The sequence below is a fragment of the Novosphingobium sp. FW305-C-111 genome (assembly GCF_058783565.1).
Map to the genome: position 1 here is coordinate 46,926 of NZ_JBYSYP010000013.1, position 21,482 is coordinate 68,407.

At 68.5% G+C, this 21,482-nt stretch carries 21 protein-coding genes; 14 read left to right on the plus strand and 7 right to left on the minus strand.

What is annotated here, in order from left to right:
• Window positions 1–50: 50 nt before the first annotated feature.
• The 3 genes from AC3WLD_RS14685 to purF all read right to left on the minus strand — a co-directional run bounded on the left by AC3WLD_RS14685 (window position 51) and on the right by purF (window position 2,707).
• The gene (locus AC3WLD_RS14685) at window positions 51–413 is read right to left on the minus strand and encodes a PilZ domain-containing protein (RefSeq protein ID WP_492557720.1); all 363 of its coding nucleotides are present in this window, start codon (window positions 411–413) and stop codon (window positions 51–53) included.
• Window positions 414–494: 81 nt separating this feature from the next.
• Window positions 495–1,223 (minus strand): SDR family NAD(P)-dependent oxidoreductase, encoded by a 729-nt coding sequence (locus tag AC3WLD_RS14690; RefSeq protein WP_492557721.1) that lies wholly within the window; start codon window positions 1,221–1,223, stop codon window positions 495–497.
• A complete protein-coding gene (gene purF / locus AC3WLD_RS14695; RefSeq protein ID WP_492557722.1) occupies window positions 1,223–2,707 on the minus strand; it encodes an amidophosphoribosyltransferase in 1,485 nt (494 codons plus the stop codon). The genes AC3WLD_RS14690 and purF overlap by 1 nt, the downstream gene beginning before the upstream one ends.
• Before the next feature lie 344 nt (window positions 2,708–3,051).
• Here purF and AC3WLD_RS14700 point away from each other — a divergent pair, with 344 nt between their 5' ends.
• The 7 genes from AC3WLD_RS14700 (at window position 3,052) to AC3WLD_RS14730 (ending at window position 8,017) form a co-directional block, all read left to right on the plus strand.
• Entirely contained in the window at window positions 3,052–3,954 is a 903-nt protein-coding gene (locus tag AC3WLD_RS14700) for a hypothetical protein (RefSeq protein WP_492557723.1), read from the plus strand.
• 11 nt (window positions 3,955–3,965) lie between these two features.
• Window positions 3,966–4,844, plus strand: a complete 879-nt coding sequence (locus AC3WLD_RS14705; RefSeq protein WP_492557724.1) for an SIMPL domain-containing protein — start codon at window positions 3,966–3,968, stop codon at window positions 4,842–4,844.
• A 148-nt stretch (window positions 4,845–4,992) separates the two neighbouring features.
• The gene (locus tag AC3WLD_RS14710) at window positions 4,993–6,234 is read left to right on the plus strand and encodes a lipoprotein-releasing ABC transporter permease subunit (RefSeq protein WP_492557725.1); all 1,242 of its coding nucleotides are present in this window, start codon (window positions 4,993–4,995) and stop codon (window positions 6,232–6,234) included.
• The gene (locus AC3WLD_RS14715) at window positions 6,227–6,901 is read left to right on the plus strand and encodes an ABC transporter ATP-binding protein (protein WP_492557726.1); all 675 of its coding nucleotides are present in this window, start codon (window positions 6,227–6,229) and stop codon (window positions 6,899–6,901) included. Before AC3WLD_RS14710 ends, AC3WLD_RS14715 begins: the two co-directional genes overlap by 8 nt.
• Window positions 6,902–6,973: 72 nt before the next feature.
• Window positions 6,974–7,240: a hypothetical protein gene (locus AC3WLD_RS14720; RefSeq protein WP_492557727.1), complete on the plus strand. Its 267-nt coding sequence runs from the start codon at window positions 6,974–6,976 to the stop codon at window positions 7,238–7,240.
• Between the two features lie 67 nt (window positions 7,241–7,307).
• Window positions 7,308–7,541: a hypothetical protein gene (locus AC3WLD_RS14725; protein ID WP_492557728.1), complete on the plus strand. Its 234-nt coding sequence runs from the start codon at window positions 7,308–7,310 to the stop codon at window positions 7,539–7,541.
• Window positions 7,538–8,017, plus strand: coding sequence for a glutathione peroxidase (locus AC3WLD_RS14730; RefSeq protein ID WP_492557729.1), 480 nt, complete (start codon window positions 7,538–7,540; stop codon window positions 8,015–8,017). The genes AC3WLD_RS14725 and AC3WLD_RS14730 overlap by 4 nt, the downstream gene beginning before the upstream one ends.
• A 129-nt stretch (window positions 8,018–8,146) precedes the next feature.
• Here the strand turns inward: AC3WLD_RS14730 and AC3WLD_RS14735 are convergent, their stop codons facing one another.
• On the minus strand, window positions 8,147–8,803 hold the full coding sequence (locus AC3WLD_RS14735) for an alpha/beta hydrolase (protein WP_492557730.1): 657 nt from the start codon (window positions 8,801–8,803) through the stop codon (window positions 8,147–8,149).
• A gap of 111 nt (window positions 8,804–8,914) precedes the next feature.
• Between AC3WLD_RS14735 and AC3WLD_RS14740 the strand changes: the two genes are divergently transcribed.
• The 3 genes from AC3WLD_RS14740 to AC3WLD_RS14750 are packed head-to-tail and all read left to right on the plus strand — an operon-like array spanning window position 8,915 to window position 11,370.
• Entirely contained in the window at window positions 8,915–9,961 is a 1,047-nt protein-coding gene (locus tag AC3WLD_RS14740) for a cysteine desulfurase family protein (RefSeq protein ID WP_492557731.1), read from the plus strand.
• The gene (locus AC3WLD_RS14745) at window positions 9,958–11,037 is read left to right on the plus strand and encodes a cysteine desulfurase family protein (RefSeq protein WP_492557732.1); all 1,080 of its coding nucleotides are present in this window, start codon (window positions 9,958–9,960) and stop codon (window positions 11,035–11,037) included. The genes AC3WLD_RS14740 and AC3WLD_RS14745 overlap by 4 nt, the downstream gene beginning before the upstream one ends.
• A 3-nt stretch (window positions 11,038–11,040) precedes the next feature.
• Window positions 11,041–11,370, plus strand: coding sequence for a 2Fe-2S iron-sulfur cluster-binding protein (locus AC3WLD_RS14750; RefSeq protein WP_492557733.1), 330 nt, complete (start codon window positions 11,041–11,043; stop codon window positions 11,368–11,370).
• A 133-nt stretch (window positions 11,371–11,503) separates the two neighbouring features.
• Here AC3WLD_RS14750 and AC3WLD_RS14755 read toward each other — a convergent pair whose 3' ends face one another.
• Window positions 11,504–12,085, minus strand: coding sequence for a type 1 glutamine amidotransferase domain-containing protein (locus AC3WLD_RS14755; RefSeq protein ID WP_492557734.1), 582 nt, complete (start codon window positions 12,083–12,085; stop codon window positions 11,504–11,506).
• A 110-nt stretch (window positions 12,086–12,195) separates the two neighbouring features.
• Between AC3WLD_RS14755 and parC the strand changes: the two genes are divergently transcribed.
• Both parC and AC3WLD_RS14765 read left to right on the plus strand, forming a co-directional pair.
• Window positions 12,196–14,481, plus strand: a complete 2,286-nt coding sequence (gene parC, locus AC3WLD_RS14760; protein WP_492557735.1) for a DNA topoisomerase IV subunit A — start codon at window positions 12,196–12,198, stop codon at window positions 14,479–14,481.
• Window positions 14,482–14,495: 14 nt separating this feature from the next.
• Entirely contained in the window at window positions 14,496–15,275 is a 780-nt protein-coding gene (locus AC3WLD_RS14765; RefSeq protein WP_492557736.1) for an SDR family oxidoreductase, read from the plus strand.
• A 133-nt stretch (window positions 15,276–15,408) separates the two neighbouring features.
• Here the strand turns inward: AC3WLD_RS14765 and AC3WLD_RS14770 are convergent, their stop codons facing one another.
• Entirely contained in the window at window positions 15,409–17,469 is a 2,061-nt protein-coding gene (locus AC3WLD_RS14770) for a protein-disulfide reductase DsbD family protein (protein WP_492557737.1), read from the minus strand.
• A 58-nt stretch (window positions 17,470–17,527) separates the two neighbouring features.
• Between AC3WLD_RS14770 and AC3WLD_RS14775 the strand changes: the two genes are divergently transcribed.
• Window positions 17,528–19,276, plus strand: coding sequence for an alkaline phosphatase family protein (locus AC3WLD_RS14775; RefSeq protein ID WP_492557738.1), 1,749 nt, complete (start codon window positions 17,528–17,530; stop codon window positions 19,274–19,276).
• Between the two features lie 10 nt (window positions 19,277–19,286).
• Complete coding sequence (locus AC3WLD_RS14780) at window positions 19,287–20,516, plus strand: UbiH/UbiF/VisC/COQ6 family ubiquinone biosynthesis hydroxylase (RefSeq protein ID WP_492557739.1); 1,230 nt, start codon at window positions 19,287–19,289, stop codon at window positions 20,514–20,516.
• A 112-nt stretch (window positions 20,517–20,628) separates the two neighbouring features.
• Here the strand turns inward: AC3WLD_RS14780 and AC3WLD_RS14785 are convergent, their stop codons facing one another.
• Window positions 20,629–21,474, minus strand: a complete 846-nt coding sequence (locus AC3WLD_RS14785; RefSeq protein ID WP_492557740.1) for a hypothetical protein — start codon at window positions 21,472–21,474, stop codon at window positions 20,629–20,631.
• Between the last annotated feature and the right edge of the window lie 8 nt (window positions 21,475–21,482).

Here is a 21,482-nt window from a genome sequence, read left to right on the forward strand (position 1 = left end):
CGTCGGCTTCGCCTCCTCGCAATGACGACAGGAAAGGAACGAGTTGCGGTTCAGCCCAGCACCGAACGGAACACCCCGTCGCCGCGATAGCGGGTCAGGATGTTGTCGTGGACGATCGGGCTCAGCAGGTTCTGGAAGGCGCAGCCGACGAGGCCGTTCTGCCACCACACCACTTCGGCCTGGAGCGACTCGAGGCCCGGCAGGGTCAGCCAGCACAGCGAGCCGGGGAACATCTTGTTCACCGCGACTGCCGAAAAGCCGCTGAGCGACAGGTCCTGCACCGTCGTCGTGAACGATTTCGAACCCGACGGACGCAGGGATGCGGGGATCGAAATGCGGAAGCGCGGCGCGCTGCGGTCTTCCTGCGCGGCGATCTCGTAGCGGTTGCGCGAGCTGGTGGTGAACGCGTTCATATGCCTTGCCCTTCCATGCCTTCTCCCCGGTTGCCCGGAAGGCTTGGCGGACTATGACAGTTTGCAGTTACGCAGAACTTCTCAGGGATGGTTAACGCGTGTCCGGTGCGGGCTGGCGAACTGTTCACCAAGCAGCGTAACCACGCGCTCTGCCACGACCTCCGGGGCCTTCACTGTCGCGGGATCCTCGCCCGGATAGGCGCGGGCTCGCATCTTGGTGCGGGTCGCGCCGGGATCGAGGATGGCGACGCGGATGTTCGAGACATTCCGGCTTTCCTGCCCATAGCAATCGAGCAGGTTCTCCATCGCCGCCTTCGATGCGCCATAGGCGCCCCAATAGGCGCGCGGGGCCGAGCCGACGCTGCTGGTCACGCCGATCACGCGGGCATCCTTGCTGCGGCGGAGCATCCCGTCAAAGTTGGCGATGAGCGCCTGCGTCGCCATGACGTTGAGCGTCATGATGGTGTTGAACTCGCGGCTCTCGATCTGCGCGACGGAGGAAAGATGTCCCAGCGTCGCCGCGTTGATCACCAGCACGTCGAGCGCCTGCCACCGGCCCGACAGCGCGGCCGCGAGACGGGCGATGCCGTCCGGTTCGGCAAGGTCGACCGGGGCGATGGTGGCGTTTCCGCCGGCCTCGAAGATTTCCTGCTCGACCGTTTCGAGATCGCGAGCGGTGCGGGCGACGAGAACGACGTGCGCGCCCGCGGCGGCGAGCGCCTTCGCCGTTGCCGCCCCGATCCCGCGGCTCGCCCCGGTGACGAGCGCAAGCTGGCCGGCGAGCGGCCCGGTGGCTTCGCCTTCCGCCATCACGCGACCTTTTCGACCGGCAGCGTGTACTGGTCGGGGTCCTCGCGCTCGGCGAGGTCGGTCAGGCGGGTCGGATAGTCGCCGGTGAAGCAGGCGTCGCAGTACTTCGGGCAGGCCTTCTTGCGCTCGCTCTCCCCGACCGCACGGTAGAGGCCGTCGATGGAGACGAAGGCGAGGCTGTCGGCCTGGATGAACTCGGCCATGGCGGCGACGTCCATCCGCGCGGCGAGCAGCTTCGAGCGTTCGGGCGTGTCGACGCCATAGAAGCACGAATGCTCGGTCGGCGGGCTGGCGACGCGGAAGTGGATTTCCTTGGCCCCGGCGTCGCGCATCATCTGGACGATCTTGAGGCTGGTGGTGCCGCGCACGATCGAATCGTCGATCAGCACGATCCGCTTGCCCTCGACCAGCGCGCGGTTGGCGTTGTGCTTGCGCTTGACGTCGGCGTTGCGGGCACCGTCGCTCGGCTGGATGAAGGTGCGCCCGACATAGTGCGAGCGGATGATCCCGAGCTCGAACGGAATGCCCGACTGCTGGGCATAGCCGATCGCCGCGGGCACGCCGCTGTCGGGCACCGGCACGATGAGATCGGCCTCGACCGGGCTTTCGATGGCGAGCTGCGCGCCGATTTCCTTGCGGACCTGGTAGACCGAGCGGCCATCCACGATGGAATCCGGCCGGCTGAAATAGACGTGCTCGAAGATGCACGGCCGGGCCGGGGTGTTGCCGAACGGGCGGTGGCTGCGCACGGTGCCGTCGAAATCGACCTCGACCAGCTCGCCCGGCTCGATCTGGCGGACGAATTCCGCACCGACCACGTCGAGCGCGACGGTCTCGCTCGCCAGCACCACCGCGTCACCGACCCGGCCCATCACCAGCGGGCGGATGCCGAGCGGGTCGCGGCAGGCGATCATGCCGAGCGGGGTCATGCAGATCAGCGCATAGGCGCCCTCGACCAGCCGCAGCGCGTCGACGAACCTGTCGAGCAGGGTGGGATAGCGGCTGGTGGCGACGAGGTGGATGATCACCTCGGTGTCCGACGTCGACTGGAAGATCGCGCCCTTGCGGACGAGGTCGCGCTTCAAAAACATCGCGTTCGAGATGTTGCCGTTGTGCGCGATCGAGAAGCCGCCGCTGGCGAGGTCGGCGAACAGCGGCTGGACGTTGCGCAGGCCGGAGCCGCCGGTGGTCGAGTAGCGGACATGGCCCGAGGCCATCTCGCCGGGCAGTTCGGCGAGCGCCGCGCCGCTGGAGAAATTGGCCGCGACGTGGCCGGTCCCGCGCGTGGCGTAGAATTCCTGTCCGTCGAAGCTGCAGATGCCGACCGCTTCCTGGCCGCGGTGCTGCAGGGCATGGAGGCCGAGCGCGACGGTCGCGGCGGCGTCGCGTGCGCCGATCACGCCGAAGATGCCGCATTCCTCGCCGAGCTTGTCGCCGTCGACATCCCACGGAGTTTCGTCGCGGGCGGGTTCGATCATGGTCATGGGTTGCCGGGACTCGCAGGCGGCGCGCCGTGCGCCGGTCATCGTCGCGGCCCAAATGGCGAGTCTTGCCCGCAAACGCAAGTCCGGCGGCAGGGGGCCTCGCAAACCATTGTTTCTCGGCGAAGTTGACAAAGTTGACACGGTCCTGGGCAAAAACCGGATTCGATCAGTTGCGGCGGTCTTATCGATCTGGTCGATCAGCAACGCGGCACGGGTGGCAGGCATCGCGGCGTCATGCCATCAGCCGGGCGTGTAGGACAGCGCCGCTTCGGTCGAGCCTGCGCTTGACGGCGGGCGCGGCTGCGCTCCACACTCGGGGCTCAACGGGACGGGATCTTAATGACATGCGCGCATTTCGCCTTGCCGGGCTCTTGCTGGCGATGCCTCTGGCCGGGGCCGCGTTCGCCGCGCCGGCTGCGCCGGGGCAGCTGGTCGAACTGCACATCGACGCGCTCGGGATGGCGTTGCCGGATCGGGTCGAACTGGGCGTCAAGATCGCCAAGGTCGCCGCCACGCGCGAGGAGGCGCTGAAGCAACACGCCGACGCACAGGCCGCACTGATCGCGGACCTCGCCAAGGAGGGTGTTGCCGGGAATGCGGTTGGCTTCGCCGCGGCGACGTTCGAAGAGGCACGGGTCAACTGCTATTCGGAATACTGCACGGTTTCCGGGATGCCGGAGATTTCGATCGAGCGCAGCAAGCTGCCCGACAGCCTGTTTGAAAAGGCGGGCGAGGGTCCGGCGGAGATGCCTGCGGAAAACGCTGCGGACGCGCCTGATGTCGCGCTTGCGGAAGGCGTCCCGCCCCCGCCGGTGATTATGCCATACCCTGTCGCGGTCGCGTCCGATGCCTACGGCGGTGAATCCGCCAAGGTCTGGGTCGCGCGCTCGGCTGGCCATGTCGAACTGGCGCCGATCGCCAGGTACGCGGCGGTGACCGAGTCCATCAGCGCGAAGGCGACCTTGAACAACAGCGAAACCAGGTTCCTGTTCGACGACCGGGCCAAATCGCACCGCGCCGCGCTGGCCGATGGCCTCAAGAAGGCGCGGGCCGAAGCCGATGCCTATGCCGCGTCGATCGGGTACCGGGTGGTGCGGATCACCGGCCTGTCGAACCGCCCCGCGCCGTTCAACCTGCCCGACATCCTGACGATGATGACCCGCTTCGACGGGCCGAAGAAGGATCCCGCGTTCCTCTCCGCCGATTTCGCGCCGGTCGCGGTCGATTTCGTGCTGGCCCCGAAGTGAGGATGCGCAACATGGCCCTGAAGCACTTCCTCGCCGCCGCCGCGTTCGGCATGTCCGCGCCTGCCTTCGCCGCGCCCGGCGAGATCATGCTCCACATCGACGGAAAGGGCGAAGTCGCGCCCGATATCTACACGCTCACGCAGATGATCAGTGCCGAAGGCGAGAGCAAGGCCGCCGCCGAGGCCGAAATGGGCGAGGCGTGGAAGGTCACGCAGGAGCGAATCCGCACTGCCGGTTTCGACCCTGCGACGGCCTCGCTGGGCCCGGTAACCACCAGCGAAACCCCGGCTGTCTGTCATTCCGCGAGCGAGTGCGACGTCTATGCAACCCTCTCGGACTATTCCGATAGTCCGGAGGGCGCGGCGGCGGTAGCAGCGGCAGCGGCAATGGATGCCGCGACGTATGACGACAGCAAGCCGCAAAAGAAAAAGAAGCTCTCCAAGGCCGAACGCAAGGCCCGCGACGAGCGCATCGCGAAGTTGATGAAGCCGACCTGGCAGGCGGTCGCGACCTTTGACCTGACGATCCCCGTCGCGGACATTCCCAAGCTCGACGCCTCGGGCCTCGTCGATCAGGACCAGACCTACCTGCGCATGTCGGGCAGTCCGTTCGGCGGGCGCGGCTTCGGCCTCAAGGACCGCGAGGCGGCGCGCAAGACCGCGATCGAACGCGCTACCGCCAACGCCCGCGCCGAGGCCGATGTCTACGCCGCCGCTCTCGGCTACAAGGTCGTGCGGATCGAGAAGGTCAGCAGCGCCACCCCGCCGTTCTCCAGCCAGGACTTCGTCGGTTTCATCACAAAGATGGCGTCTTTCGGCAAGGACAGTGGCGGCGCGCTGGCCGGGGAAACCGCCTTTATCGGCGTGGACTTCGTCATCGCCCCGAAGTGACGCGGGAACCGGATGTGAGCGGCCGGGTTGTCAGCGCAAACCGGGCCCGGGGTCGCAACCGAGTTCCTGACGCCAAGTCCTCCCATTGCTCCGGCGCGCGCCTGCGCCTACACGCATCGACCATGACCGCCCCACAAAGAGCGACCGCTTGATCCTCTCCCGCTTCGAATGGACCATTGCCAAGCGCTACATGCTGCCTGGCAAGGGCGAGGCGTTCATCGCGCTCGTCGCCGGGATCAGCCTTGCCGCGGTGATGCTTGGAGTCGCCGCGCTGGTCATCGTGATGAGCGTGATGAACGGCTTCCGCGCCGAGCTGCTCGACAAGATCGTCGGCCTCAATGGCCACGCTGTGATCCAGGCCTATGGCGGGCGGCTCGACGACTGGCAGTCGATCCTCAAGAAGGTCGAGGCGACGCCCGGCGTGACCCACGCCTCGCCGTTGATCGAGCAGCCGCTGCTGTCCACCTTCAACGGCCGGGTCGAGGCGGTGCTGGTGCGCGGCAACACCCAGGGCGACATCAAGCGGCTGGAGGACAAGCGCGTCTCCGGCTCGCTGGCGACGCTCCAGCCCGGTAGCGGCAATGTCGCGCTGGGCTCGCGGCTCGCCGAAAACCTCGGCGTGCGGCTGGGCGACACGATCACCATCATCAACCCGCAGGGCCGCTCGACCCCGTTCGGCACCGTGCCCCGCGAGATCGGCTACAAGGTCACCGCGATCTTCGAGATCGGGGTCTACGACTACGACCAGGCCTATGTCGTCATGCCCATCCCCGATGCGCAGACCCTGCTGCTGACCGGCGATACCATCGGCATGATCGAGCTTACCACGACCGATCCCGACACCGTCGGCGAGACGCTTGCCCCGCTCACCAGGGAGCTGGAAGGCCGCGCCGTGGTGCAGGACTGGAAGACCATCAACGCCTCGCTGTTCGAGGCGCTGGCGGTGGAACGCGTGGCGATGTTCGTGGTCCTCTCGATCATCGTGCTGGTCGCGGTGTTCAACATCCTCTCGTCGCTGATCATGCTGGTCCGCGCCAAGACCCGCGACATCGCGATCCTGCGCACAATGGGCGCCACGCGGAAGTCGCTGCTCAAGATCTTCGTGACCATCGGCTTCGTCATCGGCACGCTGGGGACGATGGTCGGCCTCGCGCTCGGTTTCGTGTTCCTGTTCTTCCGCCAGCCGATCGTCCACGCGATCGAGATCCTGACCGGGCAGAACCTGTGGGATCCCTCGATCCGCTTCCTCACCGAACTGCCGAGCCGGCCCGACCCGGTGGAGATCGTGACGATCAGCGTGATGGCGCTGGTGCTGTCGTTCCTTGCCACGCTCTACCCCGCGCTCAAGGCGGCGAGCACCGATCCCGTGCAGGTGCTGCGCTATGAGTAATCCCGTCGTCCGGCTCACCGGGCTCACCCGCAGCTTCAGCCAGGGCGGAGAGACCATCGAGGTCCTGCGCGGCGTCGATCTCGACATCCGTCCGGGCGAGATCGTCGCCCTGCTCGGCCCCTCGGGTTCGGGCAAGTCGACCATGCTCCAGGCCATCGGGCTGCTCGAAGGCGGGTTCGAGGGCAAGATCGAGATCGCCGGGACCGATGCGTCCTCGCTGTCGGGGGATGCGCGCACCACGCTGCGCCGCGACCACCTCGGCTTCGTCTACCAGTTCCACCACCTGCTGCCCGATTTCAACGCGATCGAAAACGTGCTGCTGCCCCAGCTGGTCGCCGGGAAGGACGAGGCCGCGGCGCGGGAGCGCGCGGTCGAACTGCTCTCCGCGCTGGGACTCGCCAAGCGGCTCGAGCATAGGCCCAGCCAGCTCTCCGGCGGCGAGCAGCAACGCGTCGCGGTGGCGCGCGCGCTCGCCAACCGGCCCGAGCTGGTGCTGGCCGACGAGCCCACCGGCAACCTCGACGAGGCGACCGCCGACAAGGTGCTCGACGAATTCCTCCGCCTGGTCCGGGGCGAGGGCAGCTCGGCACTGGTCGCGACGCACAACGAGCGGCTGGCACTGCGGATGGACCGGGTCGTGCGGCTCCACGAGGGCCACCTTCAATGACCGATTTGTAACCCGGCGACGGGAAACCGCCGGCTCCGTGTGGCGTTTCTCCAGCAAAAGGAGAAACCGCTCATGGCCCCCACCACCTTCCGCGCCGAACCCGCCGACTGCGCCGGGATCGACTGGAACGACCACGCCTCGATCCGCCGCGCCGGCTCCGGCGGGGTGTTCCACGAGTTCAAGTCCCTCCACCACGGCACTTTTGCCGAAATGGTCGCGATGGTCGCGCGGATGAACGAAAGCGAACGGTCCGGGCTGGTCATCGAAAAGGCCGGCGACCGCGAGTTCGGGCCGGAAGAGATCGTCGAGCTCTACAAGTGCGCCAACTTCCCGCGCTAGCTGGCTGCGCCAGCTTGCCAATCGGCCCCATGCGTGCGAACCGTTCGCGCCTGATCAGGGGGACCGAATGAATACTGTCGACTGGAACGCTGCCGCCACGCTGATCGAGCGCGACGACGGCGGTTCGGAACTGCACTACCATTTCCGCGAGGTGAAGAAGGGCACGCTCGGCGCGCTCGTGCGCGAGGTGGCGGCGATGGACGCCGCAGCCCGCGCCCGCCTCGTCATCGACATCGCCGGGGCCTCGACCATCAACGTCGGCCAGATCATGGAGCTGGCCGGGCGGGAGGACCTGCCATGAAGACGCTCGCCGACTTTACCGCGAAACTGCCGAGCGGGACCGAGATCGACCTCGCCGACAAGCTCGGCAAGGTCGTGCTGGTCGTCAACACCGCCAGCAAGTGCGGTTTCACCCCGCAGTACGACGGGCTCGAGGCGCTGTGGAAGAAGTACAAGGATCGCGGGTTCGAGATCCTTGCGTTCCCGTGCAACCAGTTCGGCGGGCAGGAGCCGGGCACGGCCGATGAGATCGAGAGCTTCTGCAAGGTCAACTTCGGGGTCAGCTTCCCGCTGATGGCCAAGATCGAGGTCAATGGCGAGAACGAAACCCCGCTCTACCACTGGCTCAAGGGCGAGGCGCGCGGGCTGATGGGCTCGCGCGGGATCAAGTGGAACTTCACCAAGTTCCTGATCGACCGCGAAGGCAAGGTCGTCGGGCGGTACGCGCCGACGACGAGGCCGGCGGACCTGGAAGCGACGATCGAGGGCCTGCTTTGAACCTCGGCTGCGTCCCCGCCCTTCGACAAGCTCAGGATAAACTTCCGACCGAAGGTCGGAAGGCGGGGACCTCCATCGATCTAGCGGACCGTAACCGGCACGAGACCCCCGCCTCCGCGGGGGCTCACGTCATTTAATCGGCGAATCCGGCGCCAGCCGCATGTCGAGGTAGTTGTCCACCGACCGCATCATGTCGTCCATTTCGTTCTCGAAGAAATGGTTGGCGCGCGGGATTTCGTCGTGGTGGATGGTGATGTGCTTCTGGGTGCGCAGCTTGTCCACCAGCTTCTGCACGGCGCCCGGCGCAACCACGGTGTCTGCCGCGCCCTGGACGATGATGCCCGACGACGGGCACGGGGCGAGGAAGCTGAAGTCGTACATGTTGGCCGGCGGCGCGACCGAGATGAAGCCGCGGATTTCCGGGCGGCGCATCAGCAGTTGCATGCCGATCAGCGCGCCGAAGCTGTAGCCGGCGATCCAGGTCGTCTGCGCCTCCGGGTGGATCGACTGCACCCAGTCGAGCGCGGCGGCCGCATCGGACAGTTCGCCGATGCCGTTGTCGAAGCTGCCCTGCGACCGGCCGACACCGCGGAAGTTGAAGCGCAGCGTGGCGAAGCCGCGGTTCACGAAGGTCTTGTACATCGCCTGGGTGATGCGGTCGTTCATCGTGCCCCCGGCCTGCGGGTGCGGATGGAGGATCATCGCGACGGGCGCGCGCGGGCGCGGGGCCGGCTGGAAACGGCCTTCGAGACGGCCCTCGGGACCGGGGAAGATGACTGCGGGCATGAGGACCTGCCTGATCTGGAGCCAATCCGGCGCTGGAGCCGCCGGGGCTGTGAATTGAAGTTGGGCGCTATATAGAAAGCGATGCCTCGAAAGCAATGAAAACGGAACGACTTGCCGCCCCCGCTCTACCTCGACCACGCCGCGACCACGCCGCTGCTGCCCGAAGCCCGGGCGGCGCTGGCGCATGGCTTTGCGATCTGGGCCAATCCGTCGAGCCCCCACGCCGCCGGCCGCAAGGCCCGCGCGGCGCTGGAAGACGCCCGCGCGCGGGTCGCGGCGGCGCTCGGCTGGGCAGGCGAGGTGGTGTTCACCGCGGGCGCGAGCGAGGCACTGGCGCTGGCGATCCGGGCCTGTGTCCAGCCGCTCGTCGCGGTCGGCGCGACCGAGCACGAGGCGGTGCTGCGCCTGGCGGGCGATGCGGCGCGGCTGCCGGTCGATGCCAATGGCCTGGTCGACACCGAAGACTGCCGCCTCTCCGGCCTCGTCGCGGTGCAGCAGGCGAACAGCGAAACGGGCGTGATGCAGAGCGATTTCCGCATTGCCGAAACGGTGCGCGAGGCGGGCGGTATCTACCTGTGCGACGCGGCGCAGGGCGCGGGCAAGCTGCTGACGCCTGAGGCCGATCTCGTTGCGCTGTCGGCCCACAAGTTCGGCGGACCGATCGGCGTCGGCGCGCTGCTGGTGCGCGACTGGAAGCTGCTCAGGCCCGGCGGCGGGCAGGAGCGCGGCTACCGCGCCGGGACCGAGAACCTGCCCGGCGCGCTGGCCATGGCCGCCGCGCTGGAGGCCCCGCGCGACTGGCTGGACGATGCGGTTCGGCTGCGTCACAAGCTTGACGACGCCATCCTTGCGGCGGGCGGGGAGTCGCTGTGCATCGACACGGCGCGGGTGCCGAGCATCGCCGCCTACCGGATGCCCGGCCGCTCGGCCAATGCCCAGCTGATCGCCTTCGACGCGCAGGGAATCGCGGTCTCGGCGGGTAGCGCGTGCTCGTCGGGCTCGCTGCGCACCAGCCACGTCCTCACCGCGATGGGGATGGACGAGAAGGCCGCGGGCGAGGTGATCCGTGTCTCCATCGGGCGCGAGACGACCGAGGCCGATATCGACCGCTTCATCGCCGCGTGGACCGCATTCGCCGGCGGACGGCGCGCGGCATGATCTACCTCGATTACCAGGCGACGACCCCGCTCGCCCCCGAAGCGCGCGAGGCGATGCTGCCGTGGCTCGCCGGGCCGGAAGGGCCCGGCTTCGCGAATCCGCACAGCCCGCACCGGATCGGCCGCGCTGCGGCTGCGGCGGTCGAGGTCGCGCGCGAGCAGGTCGCCGCGCTGTTCCCGCCGGGCGGCCGCGTGATCTTCACCGGCAGCGCGACCGAGGCGCTTAACCTCGCCATCTTCGGCTCGCGGGCGCAGCGGCTGGCGGTCTCGGCGATCGAACACGCGGCGGTGCTCGACACGGCGCGGGCGGCCGACCCGGGCGTCCATGTCCTGCCGGTCGGCACCGACGGGCTGGTCGATCCGGACGTTGAAATTCCGGCGGGCACCGGCCTCGTCGCGGTGATGCAGGTCAACAACGAGATCGGTACGGTCCAGCCGGTCGCCGCGCTGGCGCAGAGGGCGCACGGCGCGGGCGCACTGTTCCTGTGCGATGCGGTGCAGGGCGCGGGCAAGCTCGCCGCGCCCGAAGGAGCAGACCTGATCGCGGTTTCCGCGCACAAGCTCTACGGCCCCAAGGGCATCGGCGCGCTGTGGGTGCGCGAAGGCGTGGAACTCACGCCGCTGATCCATGGCGGCGGGCAGGAAGGGGGCCTTCGCTCGGGCACGCTAAGCCCGGCACTGTGCGCGGGTTTCGGGGCGGCGGCGGCCCTGTGCAGAGCCTTGCGGGAAAGCGATGCGGCGCATGTGGAAAGGCTGTGGACAAGGGCGGGAGAACTCTTCGCCGGCTGGACCCTGAACGGCAGCGCGGAGCAACGCTGGCGCGGCAACCTCAACCTGCGGCGCGGCGGGCTCGATGTCGCAAGGCTGTTGTCGGAATGTCGCAGTGTCGCGTTTTCAGCGGGTTCGGCCTGCGCCAGCGGCTCCGGGCGGCCCAGCCATGTCTTGCGCGCCATCGGACTTTCCGACAGGGAAGCAAGAACCGCGATCCGGCTCGGCTTCGGACGCTATACGAGGGAAGAGGATCTGGAAGAGGCTGCTGCGGCAATTCTTGCCGCCGCCGCGTCGCAGGGAGTCTGAGCCATGGTCCGCGTCACCTTCGTCACCGCGCAGAACCAGAAGGTGGAAGCCCAGGGGCAGGAGGGCCAGCGCCTGCTCGAACTGGCGCAGAGCGCGGGGATGCCGCTCGAGGGCACCTGCGAGGGCCAGATGGCCTGCTCGACCTGCCATGTGATCGTCAGCGGGGACTGGTTCGACCGCCTGCCTGCCGCCAGCGATGACGAGGAAGACATGCTCGACCTCGCCGCCGGGGTGACCCGCACCAGCCGGCTATCCTGCCAGATCAGCCTGAGCGCCGCGCTCGACGGGCTGGAGGTGCGCATCCCGGCCGAGAGTCACGACATGCAAGGGTGAGGGGACGGGGCGTCAGGCCCACCCCCCGGCCCCCTCCCGCAAGCGGGAGGGGGAGATTGAAGGGCCAGCTTTTACGGTCAGCTTGACCAATTCCCCTACCGTTTGCGGGAGGGGTCAGGGGTGGGCCTGAAAGTCAAAGCTCCTCGACTTCATCCTCGACTTCGTCCTCGTCTTCCTCGTCCTCTTCATCCGCGTTTTCCAGCGCCTCGATCAGCGCGCGCGAGAACGCCGGGATGTCCTCGGGCTTGCGGCTGGTGATGAGGTTGTCGTCGATCGCCACTTCCTGGTCGACCACATCGGCCCCGGCATTTTCGAGGTCGGTGCGGATCGAGGGCCAGCCGGTGACGGTGCGGCCGTCGAGGATGTCGGCTTCGGCGAGCAGCCACGGCGCGTGGCAGATCGCGGCGATCGGCTTGCCGGCGTCGTCGAAGTCCTCGACCAGGCCGATCACCCGCTCGTCCATGCGCAGGATGTCCGGGTTCATCTGCCCGCCGGGCAGCATCAGCGCGTCGAAATCGCCCACGGCGACATCGTCGATGCTGGCGTCGACCGGCACGCTCTCGCCCCAGTCCTTCTGGTGCCAGCCTTTGATCGAGCCGGATTCGGGGCTGGCGACGACGGTTTCGATACCGGCGGCCTCGAGAGCCTTCTTCGGCTCGATCAGTTCGGACTGCTCGAAGCCGTGGGTGGCGAGGATGAGCACGCGCTTGGTCATGAGACGCTCCTGTCAGGGAAATGTGGGAAGATTGCCCCCGACAATGAGCGGTGGATGCCGTGGTTCCGGTGCTTTCTTGCAACCCGCCCGCTTGCTAGGGCGTTTCGGCCATGGTCACCGAGACTTCAGAACCCGATCCGTTCGATGCAATCGTCGATGCGCCGTTCGATTCCGCGCTGTCGGAACGCTATCTGGTCTATGCGCTGTCGACGATCACCGCGCGCTCGCTGCCCGACCTGCGCGACGGGCTGAAGCCGGTCCACCGCCGCCTGCTGTGGGCGATGCGCCAGCTGAAGCTCGATCCGGCCAGTGCGTTCAAGAAATCGGCGCGTGTCGTCGGCGACGTGATCGGCAAGTACCATCCGCACGGCGACCAGTCGGTCTATGACGCGATGGTCCGCCTCGCGCAGGACTTTGCGCTGCGCTATCCGCTGGTCGACGGGCAAGGCAACTTCGGCAACATCGATGGCGATAACGCCGCCGCCTACCGCTATACAGAGGCGCGGCTGACGAAGACCGCGATCCAGCTGATGGCCGGGCTGGACGAAGGCACGGTCGATTTCGTCCCCACCTACAACGGCGAGGAGCAGGAGCCGGAGATTTTCCCGGGCCTGTTCCCCAACCTGCTCGCCAACGGGTCCAGCGGCATCGCCGTGGGCATGGCGACCAACATCCCCAGCCACAACGTCGCCGAGATCGTCGACGCCACCCTGCTGCTGATCGACAACCCGCATGTCGAGCACGCGCAGCTGATGGAGGTGTTCAAGGGGCCCGACTTCGCCACCGGCGGCGTGGTGGTGGACAGCCCGGCGGTGATCTCCGCCGCCTATGAGACAGGCCGCGGCTCGTTCCGGGTGCGCGGGCGGTTCCATGCGGAGGAGGCCAAGGCCGAGGAAGACCGTCTTGCTGGGATCGAGCGGCTGGGCAGCGGGCAGTGGCAACTGGTCGTCAGCGAAATTCCCTACATGGTCCAGAAGGGCAAGCTGATCGAGCAGGTCGCCCAGCTCATCGCCGACAAGAAGCTGCCGATCCTCGAGGACGTGCGCGACGAAAGCGACGAGCAGATCCGCATCGTTTTCGTGCCCAAGAGCCGCAACGTCGATCCGGAGCTGCTGAAGGAATCGCTGTTCCGCCTGACCGACCTCGAAACGCGGTTCGGCCTGAACCTCAACGTGCTGGATTCGCGCCGGACTCCGGGCGTGCTCGGGCTCAAGCTGCTGCTGCAGGAATGGACGATCAGCCAGATCGACATCCTGCTGCGCCGCACCCGCCACCGGCTCGACAAGATCGCGGCGCGGCTGGAGCTGCTCGAAGGCTACATCATCGCCTTCCTCAACCTCGACCGGATCATCGAGATCATCCGCACCGAGGACGAGCCCAAGCCGGTGATGATGGCCGAGTTCGAGCTGAACGACCGCCAGGCCGAGGCGATCCTCAACATGCGGCTGCGGTCCCTGCGCAAGCTCGAGGAAATGGAGCTGCGCAAGGAACACGCCGAGCTGCTGGTCGAGCAGGAGGAACTGCAGAAGCTGCTCGACAGCCCGGCTCGCCAGCGCACCCGGCTGAAGCGCGACCTCGCCGCGCTGCGCAAGGACTACGGCGAGGACACCGAACTCGGCCGCCGCCGCACGACGATTGCGGAGGCCGCGCCGACCGCCGTGTTCAGCATGGACGCGATGATCGAGAAGGCCCCGGTGACCGTGATCCTCTCGGCCCGCGGCTGGATCCGCGGCGCTTCGGGGCACGAGCCGCTGGACCGCGAATACAAGTTCAAGGAAGGCGACGGCCCGGCCTTCGTGCTCCATGCCCAGACCACCGACAAGCTGCTGATCGCGGTCGATAACGGACGGTTCTATACGCTGGGCTGCGACAAGTTGCCCTCGGCGCGCGGCTTCGGCGAGCCGATCCGGACCATGCTGGATATCGACGCGGCGGCGCAGATCGTGGCGGTGACGGTGTACAAGCCCAAGGGCCAGCTGCTGCTCGCCTCCAACGCCGGGCGCGGGTTCGCGGCGGAGATGGACGAACTTCTCGCCGAGACCCGCAAGGGCCGGAGCGTGGTCACCACCAAGCCGGGGGTCCGGCTTGCCGTGGTTCGCGAAATCGCCGCCGCGCACGACCATGTCGCGGTGGTCGGCGACAACCGCAAGCTGGTGATCTTCGCGCTGAGCGAGGTGCCGGTGCTGGCCAAGGGGCAGGGCGTGACGCTCCAGCGCTACAAGGACGGCGGACTGTCGGATGCGGTGACGCTGAGGCTCGAGGACGGGCTCAGCTGGGCGATGGGCGGTGACACCGGCCGAACCAGGACGGAAAAGGACCTGATGCTGTGGAAGGTCGCGCGCGGTGCCGCAGGCCGCCTGCCGCCGCAGGGCTTCCCGCGCGACAACAAGTTCTGATCAGGAGAGAACCCTTGCACTTTGACAACCTGCCCTATTCGCTTGCCGGCCGCACCGCGTTCATCACCGGAGCCTCGTCCGGTTTCGGCGAGCGGTTTGCGTGGCTCTGTTCGGCGGCCGGGGCCAACGTCGTGTTCGGCGCGCGCCGGGTCGAGCGGGTCGAGCGGCTCGCGGCGGAGATCGAGGCGGGTGGCGGCCAGGCGCTGGCGGTGCCGCTCGACGTGACCGACGAGGCTTCGATCATCGCCGCGTTCGACGCCGCCGAGGCGCGGTTCGGCGCGCCGGACGTGGTGGTGGCGAACGCCGGCACCTCGGCGGCCGGGCGCTCCACCGACGTGCCGCTGTCGGGCATCCGGTCGGTCGTCGATACCAATTTCACCGGCCTCTACCTGACCGCGCGCGAGGGCGCGAAGCGGATGATGGCGGCGGGGAGCAAGGGCAGCGGGCGCGGGCGGATCATCCTCCTCGGCTCGATCACCGCGCTGATGACCGGGCAGGGCGATTCCGCCTATGCCGCATTGAAGGCCGGGGTTGCCCATCTCGGCCGCCAGTTCGCCCGCGAGTGGGCGCGCTCGGGCATCAACGTCAACACCATCCAGCCGGGTTACATCCGCACCGAGATCGACGGCGAGTGGTTCGACACCGAAGGCGGCGCGCGCCAGATCGCCTCGTGGCCGCGCAAGCGGCTGGCCGACATCTCGGCGCTCGACGACATGGTCCTGTACTTCGCCTCGGACCGTTCGGCGCAGGTCACCGGGGCGGTCATGACGATCGACGACGGGCAGAGTTTGTAAGGCTTTCGCGTCCCATATCAAAACCGTCGGTCCTGAGCTTGTCGAAGGACCGTACTTTCTTTTCCGCGACGGTGGACCAGAAGGACAGTGCTTCGACAGGCTCAGCACGGGCGGGGTTGGGGTAGAGGGATGGTTATTCCTCAGCCAATTCCGCCAGCGTCTCCGGCCCCAGCACCTGCGGCAACTGCCGCGGTGCCCCTCCGCCCGCCGGATACCACAGGTAGAGCGGCACGCCCGCGGCCCCCTGTGCCGTCAGGAACCGCGTGATCGCGTCGTCGCGGCGGGTCCAGTCGCCGCGCAGGGTCACGACCCCGGCCCTGGCGAACGCGGCTTTCGTCGCCTCGGTCTCGATGGCGACGCCCTCGTTGACCTTGCACGACAGGCACCAGTCGGCGGTGAAATAGACGAACACCGGCCTGCCGGACTTGCGGGCCTCGGCCAGCGCGGCCTCGCTGAAGGGCTTCGCGTCGAGCAGCCCCGCCTGCGCCGCCGCGCCGGTTCCGGCGAAGCGCGGCAGCGCGGCGATCGCGGCCACGCCCAGCACGAGGCTCAGCGGCAGTGCCCAGCGGCCCGCATGGTGCCCGGTCCGCTGCGCCCGCCCGGCCAGCCACAACAGCGCAAGCAGGACCAGCATCGCCAGCAGGGCCAGTGCGGCGAAGGTCGTGCCGCCCAGCCGCGAGGCGAGCCACAGCAGCGCCAGCGTGGTCAGCCCCATCGGCAGCGCCATCCAGCGGCGGAAGCGCTCCATCCACGGGCCAGGCCGTGGCAGGGCGCGGCGCAGTGCGGGGACGAAGCCCAGCAGCAGGAACGGCAGGGCGAGGCCCAGCCCCAGCGCGGCGAACACGCCCAGCGCCGCCGCCGTCGGCAGGACCAGCGCCGCGCCCATTGCTGCGGCCATGAACGGCCCGGTGCATGGGGTGGCGACGAACGCCGCGAGCAGCCCTGTCGCGAACGCCCCCGGCGAGCCCGAGCCGCGCTCCAGCGAGAGGCCCGGAAGGTCATAGAGCCCCGCAAAGTTGGCGGTAATCGCGCCCGCGAGTAGGACCAGCGCGGCGACGACGCCCGGCTCCTGCAGCTGGAACGCCCAGCCGACCTGTTCGCCCGCGGCGCGCAAGGCCAGCATCGCCCCGCCGAGCGCGAGGCAGGCGAGCACCACGCCCGCGGTATAGGCCAGCCCCTCGGCCCGCGCCGCCGCGCCCGAATGGCCCGAGCGCGCCAGCGTCAGCGCCTTGAGGCTGAGTATGGGAAACACGCAGGGCATCACGTTGAGCACCAGCCCGCCGAGCAGCGCCGCGCCGAGCAGCAGCGTCAGCGCCCCGGCATCGAGCGCGCCGCCGCCGACGGGATCGCCGCCGGTCGGGACAGGGCCGGGCGTTGCGGAAATCTCCAGCCCCCGCGCCTCGCCGCCGATCGCCAGCACGCCGCTCATCGATGGCACCGCGCTGGCCGCAGGGTCGCGTTGCAGTTCGGCGACCAGCATGTCCCCCTGCCGCAGGAACCGTTGCGGCGCGGCGTAATCGAGCTGCCCGGTCTCGACGATGAAGAAGTGCGGATCGCTGACCGGGGCACCCGCCGGGAAGGGGATCGCAATGCGCAGCGTCTTGCCGCTGATCGCGAACCGCGCCGGCTGGCCGAGCGGGGCAGGAAGCGCCGCGCGCCATGCGGCAAAGCGCGGATCCCTGGCGCCGCTGCCGATGCTCACCGCGCCCTCCAGCTCGGCGCGCTCTGGCACGCAGATCTTGTCGGTGCAGGCGAGCCAGTCCGCCTTGACCTTCACGGGCACGATCCCGCTCGCATCCCTGGGCAGGGTCAGCGGCACCAGCACGGCATAGTCGTGCTCGTAGACGTGGTTCATCAGGCCCGAGAGCAGCAGCGTCTGCGGCACCGGGAACTCCAGTTCGCCCACGCTCGCCCCTTGTGGCAGCGTCCAGTCGAGCGTCAGTCCGAAGCCCGCGTTGCCGGGGTTCTTCCAGTAGCCGTGCCATCCGGGCTCCGGCTCCATCAGCACAGCCAGCATGACCGTCTCGCCGGGCCTTGCCGGGCCTTCGGCGACGAGGCTGGCGCGGATGTTGTTGGCCAGCGCGGGGGGTGACGCGAAAGCGACACAGACGAGCGCGATGAGAGCGGCCAAGAGAACCCGAAGACTGCGCCATACCGGCGCAGCACAGTTGTATCGCGGACATTCCCCGGCCATGCAGTCGCTCTACGGTCGCATGGGATTCGTGTCCAGCAACCACCCAGGAGGAAGCAGAATGTTGAAGCGGGCCTTGGCAGGAGGACTAGCGGCAGTGCTGGCGGGCGCGATCGCGATGCCGTCGTTCGCGGACGACGTGGCGCCTGCCGCGCTGGAGCCGCCGCCGGTGGCGAACGCACGGCTCAACATTCCGCCCAAGCTGATCGTGGCGATCTCGGTCGACCAGTTTTCCGCCAACCTGTTCGCGCAGTACCGCCAGCGCTTCGTGGGCCAGAAGATCGTGCCGCTGGTCAATCCCCGGCCGAAGGGCAAGGCTCGTTACGTCCCCGGCGGCTTCGATGTGTTGATGCGCGGGGCGGTGTTCCCCTCCGGCTACCAGTCGCACGCCGCGACGGAGACCTGCCCGGGCCACTCGACGATCCTGACCGGCATGCGTCCCGAGCACACCGGGATCATCGCCAACAACTGGTACGATCCGGCCCGGCCAAAGCCGAAAATCTACTGCGCCGAGGACGAGAATTCGCCGATCAAGCCCGATTACGGCAGCTACGTGCCCTCTGCCGTCCACCTCAAGGTGCCGACGCTCGGCGAGAAGCTGATGGCCGCCAACCCCTTGAGCAAGAACGTCGCCGTGTCGGGCAAGGACCGCGGCGCGCTGATGATGGGCGGCAACAAGACCACCGCCGCCGTGTGGTGGGATGACAAGGCGAAAGCGTTCCGCACGTACGACGGGCAGGCGGTGAGCCCGGCCACGAAGATCGTGAACGACGCGCTCGAAAAGGTCGTTGACGACGGTTCGGCCGGTCTTCCGCCGCGGGATTGCGCAAGGTTCGACCGCGCGATCGCTGCCGGCAGCACCAGTGTAGGTACCGGCCGCTTCGCCATGGACAAGGGCAGCTATCCTGCGTTCAAGACGTCTCCGCGGCTCGACAAATCCACGCTCGACCTCGCCTATCGCCTGATCGGCGAGAACCAGCTTGGCCAGGACAACAATCCCGACGTTCTCGCGATCAGCCTCTCCGCGACCGACTATGTCGGCCACGCCTATGGCACCGAAGGGCCGGAGATGTGCATCCAGATGGCGATGCTCAACGAGCGGCTGGGCACGTTCATCGACCAGCTCAATCAGGCCAAGCTCGACTACGTCATCGTCCTGACCGCCGACCACGGAGGCTTCGACGTGCAGGAACGGCTGGTCGAGCAGGGTGCTCCGCAGGCGCAGCGGGCATTGGACACCCTCGAGCCGGGCAATCTGGGGGACGCGATTTCCACGACGCTGCGCCTTGGCGTGGCGAACCTCCTCCTGGGGGACGGCCCCGCCGGGGATTACTACATCGCCTCGTCGGTCACCGGATCGAAGCGCGACGCAGTCGTTGCCGAGGCCAAGAAGCTGGTCGACACCAACCCCCAGGTCGCGGCCGTTTTCTCCGCGAAGGAATTGCAGGCCGCGCCCGAGCCGAAAGGTTCGCCCGATGCCTGGTCGCTGCTCGACCGCGCCAAGGCGTCCTACATGCCGGGTCGCTCCGGCGACTTCGTCATCCTCCTCAAGCCCCAGGTGGTCGCGCAGACCAAGGCCGGTCCCGGCTATGTCGCCACGCACGGCTCGCCGTGGGACTATGACCGCCGCGTGCCCATCCTGTTCTATCGCAGCGGGATGACCGGCGGGTTCGAGCAGTCGGTCCCGGTCGAGACGGTCGATATCGCGCCGACCCTGCTGTCGCTGGTAAAGCGCCCCGATCTCGCCGCGGGCCTTGACGGACGCTGCATCGATCTCGATTCAGGACGATACGATTTCTGCAAGCCTTGAGGACTGTCCCGTGACCCAGCCTGCCCGCGAAGACGCCGCCGATGTCGTGATCCTCGGCGGCGGGCTGGTCGGCATGACGCTGGCCATCGCCCTGTCGCAGAAAGGCATCGTCAGCCACGTGGTCGACGCTGCCGATCCCGCGGCGCTGACGGCGGAGGGCTTCGATGGCCGCGCCTCGGCGATTTCGACGGCGAGCTGGAACCTCTATACCCACCTCGGCATGGCCGATGCGCTGGCCGAAAAGGGCTGCCCGATCGAATCGATCGCGGTGACCGACGCGATGAAGCCCGGGCGGATCGACTTCCAGCCCAAGCCGGAGGAAGGCTCGCTGGGCTTCATGTTCGCCAACCGCGACTTGCGCATGGCGATGTATGCGCAGGCCGAGAATGAGCCGAACATCCGCTTTCACCCCGGCGCACGGGTCGTCTCGCGCGAGCGGGGCGAGCATGGCGTAACGGTAACGATGGCCGATGGCCGCTTGCTGAAGGGCAAGCTGCTCGTCGCCGCCGAGGGGCGTGCTTCGCCGACCCGCGACGAGGCCGGATTCACCCCTGCGCGCTGGGACTACAAACACCGCGCGATCATTGCCGGCCTGACGCACGAGAAGCCGCACGGCAACGTCGCGTGGGAAATCTTCTATCCCGCGGGCCCGTTCGCGCTGCTGCCCTTGCGCGACGATGCCGAGGGCAGGCACCGCTCGGCGCTGGTCTGGACCGTGTCGGAAAAGGACGCGGCCGGCGTGCTGGCGCTGCCCGAGGACGTGTTCCTTGGCGAGGTGGCGAAACGGATGGACGGCATCTTCGGCGAGATCGCGCTCGCGGCGCCGCGCACGTCGTACCCGCTCAACTTCCACCACACCGCGAAAGTCGTGGAGCACCGGCTGGCGCTGGTGGGTGACGCCGCGCACGGGATGCACCCGATCGCCGGGCAGGGCCTCAACGTCGGCCTGCGCGACGTGGCGGCGCTTGCCGAGGTGCTGGGCGACGGGATGCGGCTGGGGCTCGAGCCGGGCGATGCCCAGCTCCTCGCGCGCTACGAACGCTGGCGCGCGGTCGATACCTTCATGGTCGCGGGCGCGACCGACGTGCTGACCCGGCTGTTCGGCCTCCCCGGCCGTATCCCCAGCGCGGTGCGGCGCCTCGGCATGGCCGGCGTCCAGCGCCTGCCCACGCTCAAGCGCTTCTTCATGAACGAGGCGCGGGGGATGAGCGGCGACCTGCCACAACTGCTGCGGGCTTAGGCGCGCACGCTTTCAAATAACCTTGCGCGTCCCCGCGCAGGCGGGGACCTCGTGCCGCATACGGTCCGCTCGATTGAGGGAGGTCCCCGCCTGCGCTGGGACGCAAGCCCTGTCAGGGCGCGGCCGTCGGTGACGGGGCAGGCGCAGGTGACGCCGCAACCGGCGCCTGCGGCTGCAGGAGCGCCGCCGTCTCGAGGATATCCAGCGCCCGCTGCGTCGTCACGTATGCCTCGGCGCGGCCCAGCCAGCCCTGCGCCGCAGCCGCACCGGGCATGCGCCGGATCTCGTCCGCCGCGGCATCGACGCGCCCCCCGGCGAGGTACAGCCTGGCCCGGTCGAGCCGCTTTTCCGGCGCGGGCGAGGGCGAGTCGGCGTGGCGAATGATGAACAGCTCGCTGGTCTCGCGGGCGATCCAGTCCCACGTCCCCTCCTGCGGGGAAGAGCTGACGAGCTGCGGCTCCAGCGCCAGCAGCTGTTCGTTGAGCTGGTCGAGCGTCAGCGGGTGCGCGGCGGCATCGACCACCTGCTTGACGGCCCTCGGCTGGACCTCGCCGAAGCGCAGCTGGAGCTGGTTTTCGAGATAGCCGAGCGCCTGCCCGCGCTCGATCGCGCGGCGGGTGGCGAAGGCGATCAGCAGGCCTTCCGCGCGGGTCGCCTGGCCGGACGCGGCGGTGGCCTGGGCATCGACCTGGGCGATGCGGGATTCGAGGCTGGCGAGCTTGGCGGCGCTGTCAGGCGCAATCACCGGGACCGGATCGGGCGCACCGGCGACCTGCTGCGGCGCGGCCTCGCCGCCCAGCCACGGGCCGTCGATCTTGAGCCAGCCCATCTCCCAGCTGAGCCACGCCGTCCCCGCAGCGCCGAGCAGCAGCGCCCCGGCAAAGGCCGCGGCGAGCCAGCGCCCTCGTCCGGCGCGGCGGCGCATCGCCTGTGGCGCGGTGAAAGTGTCGTCCTGCATGCCCGTGT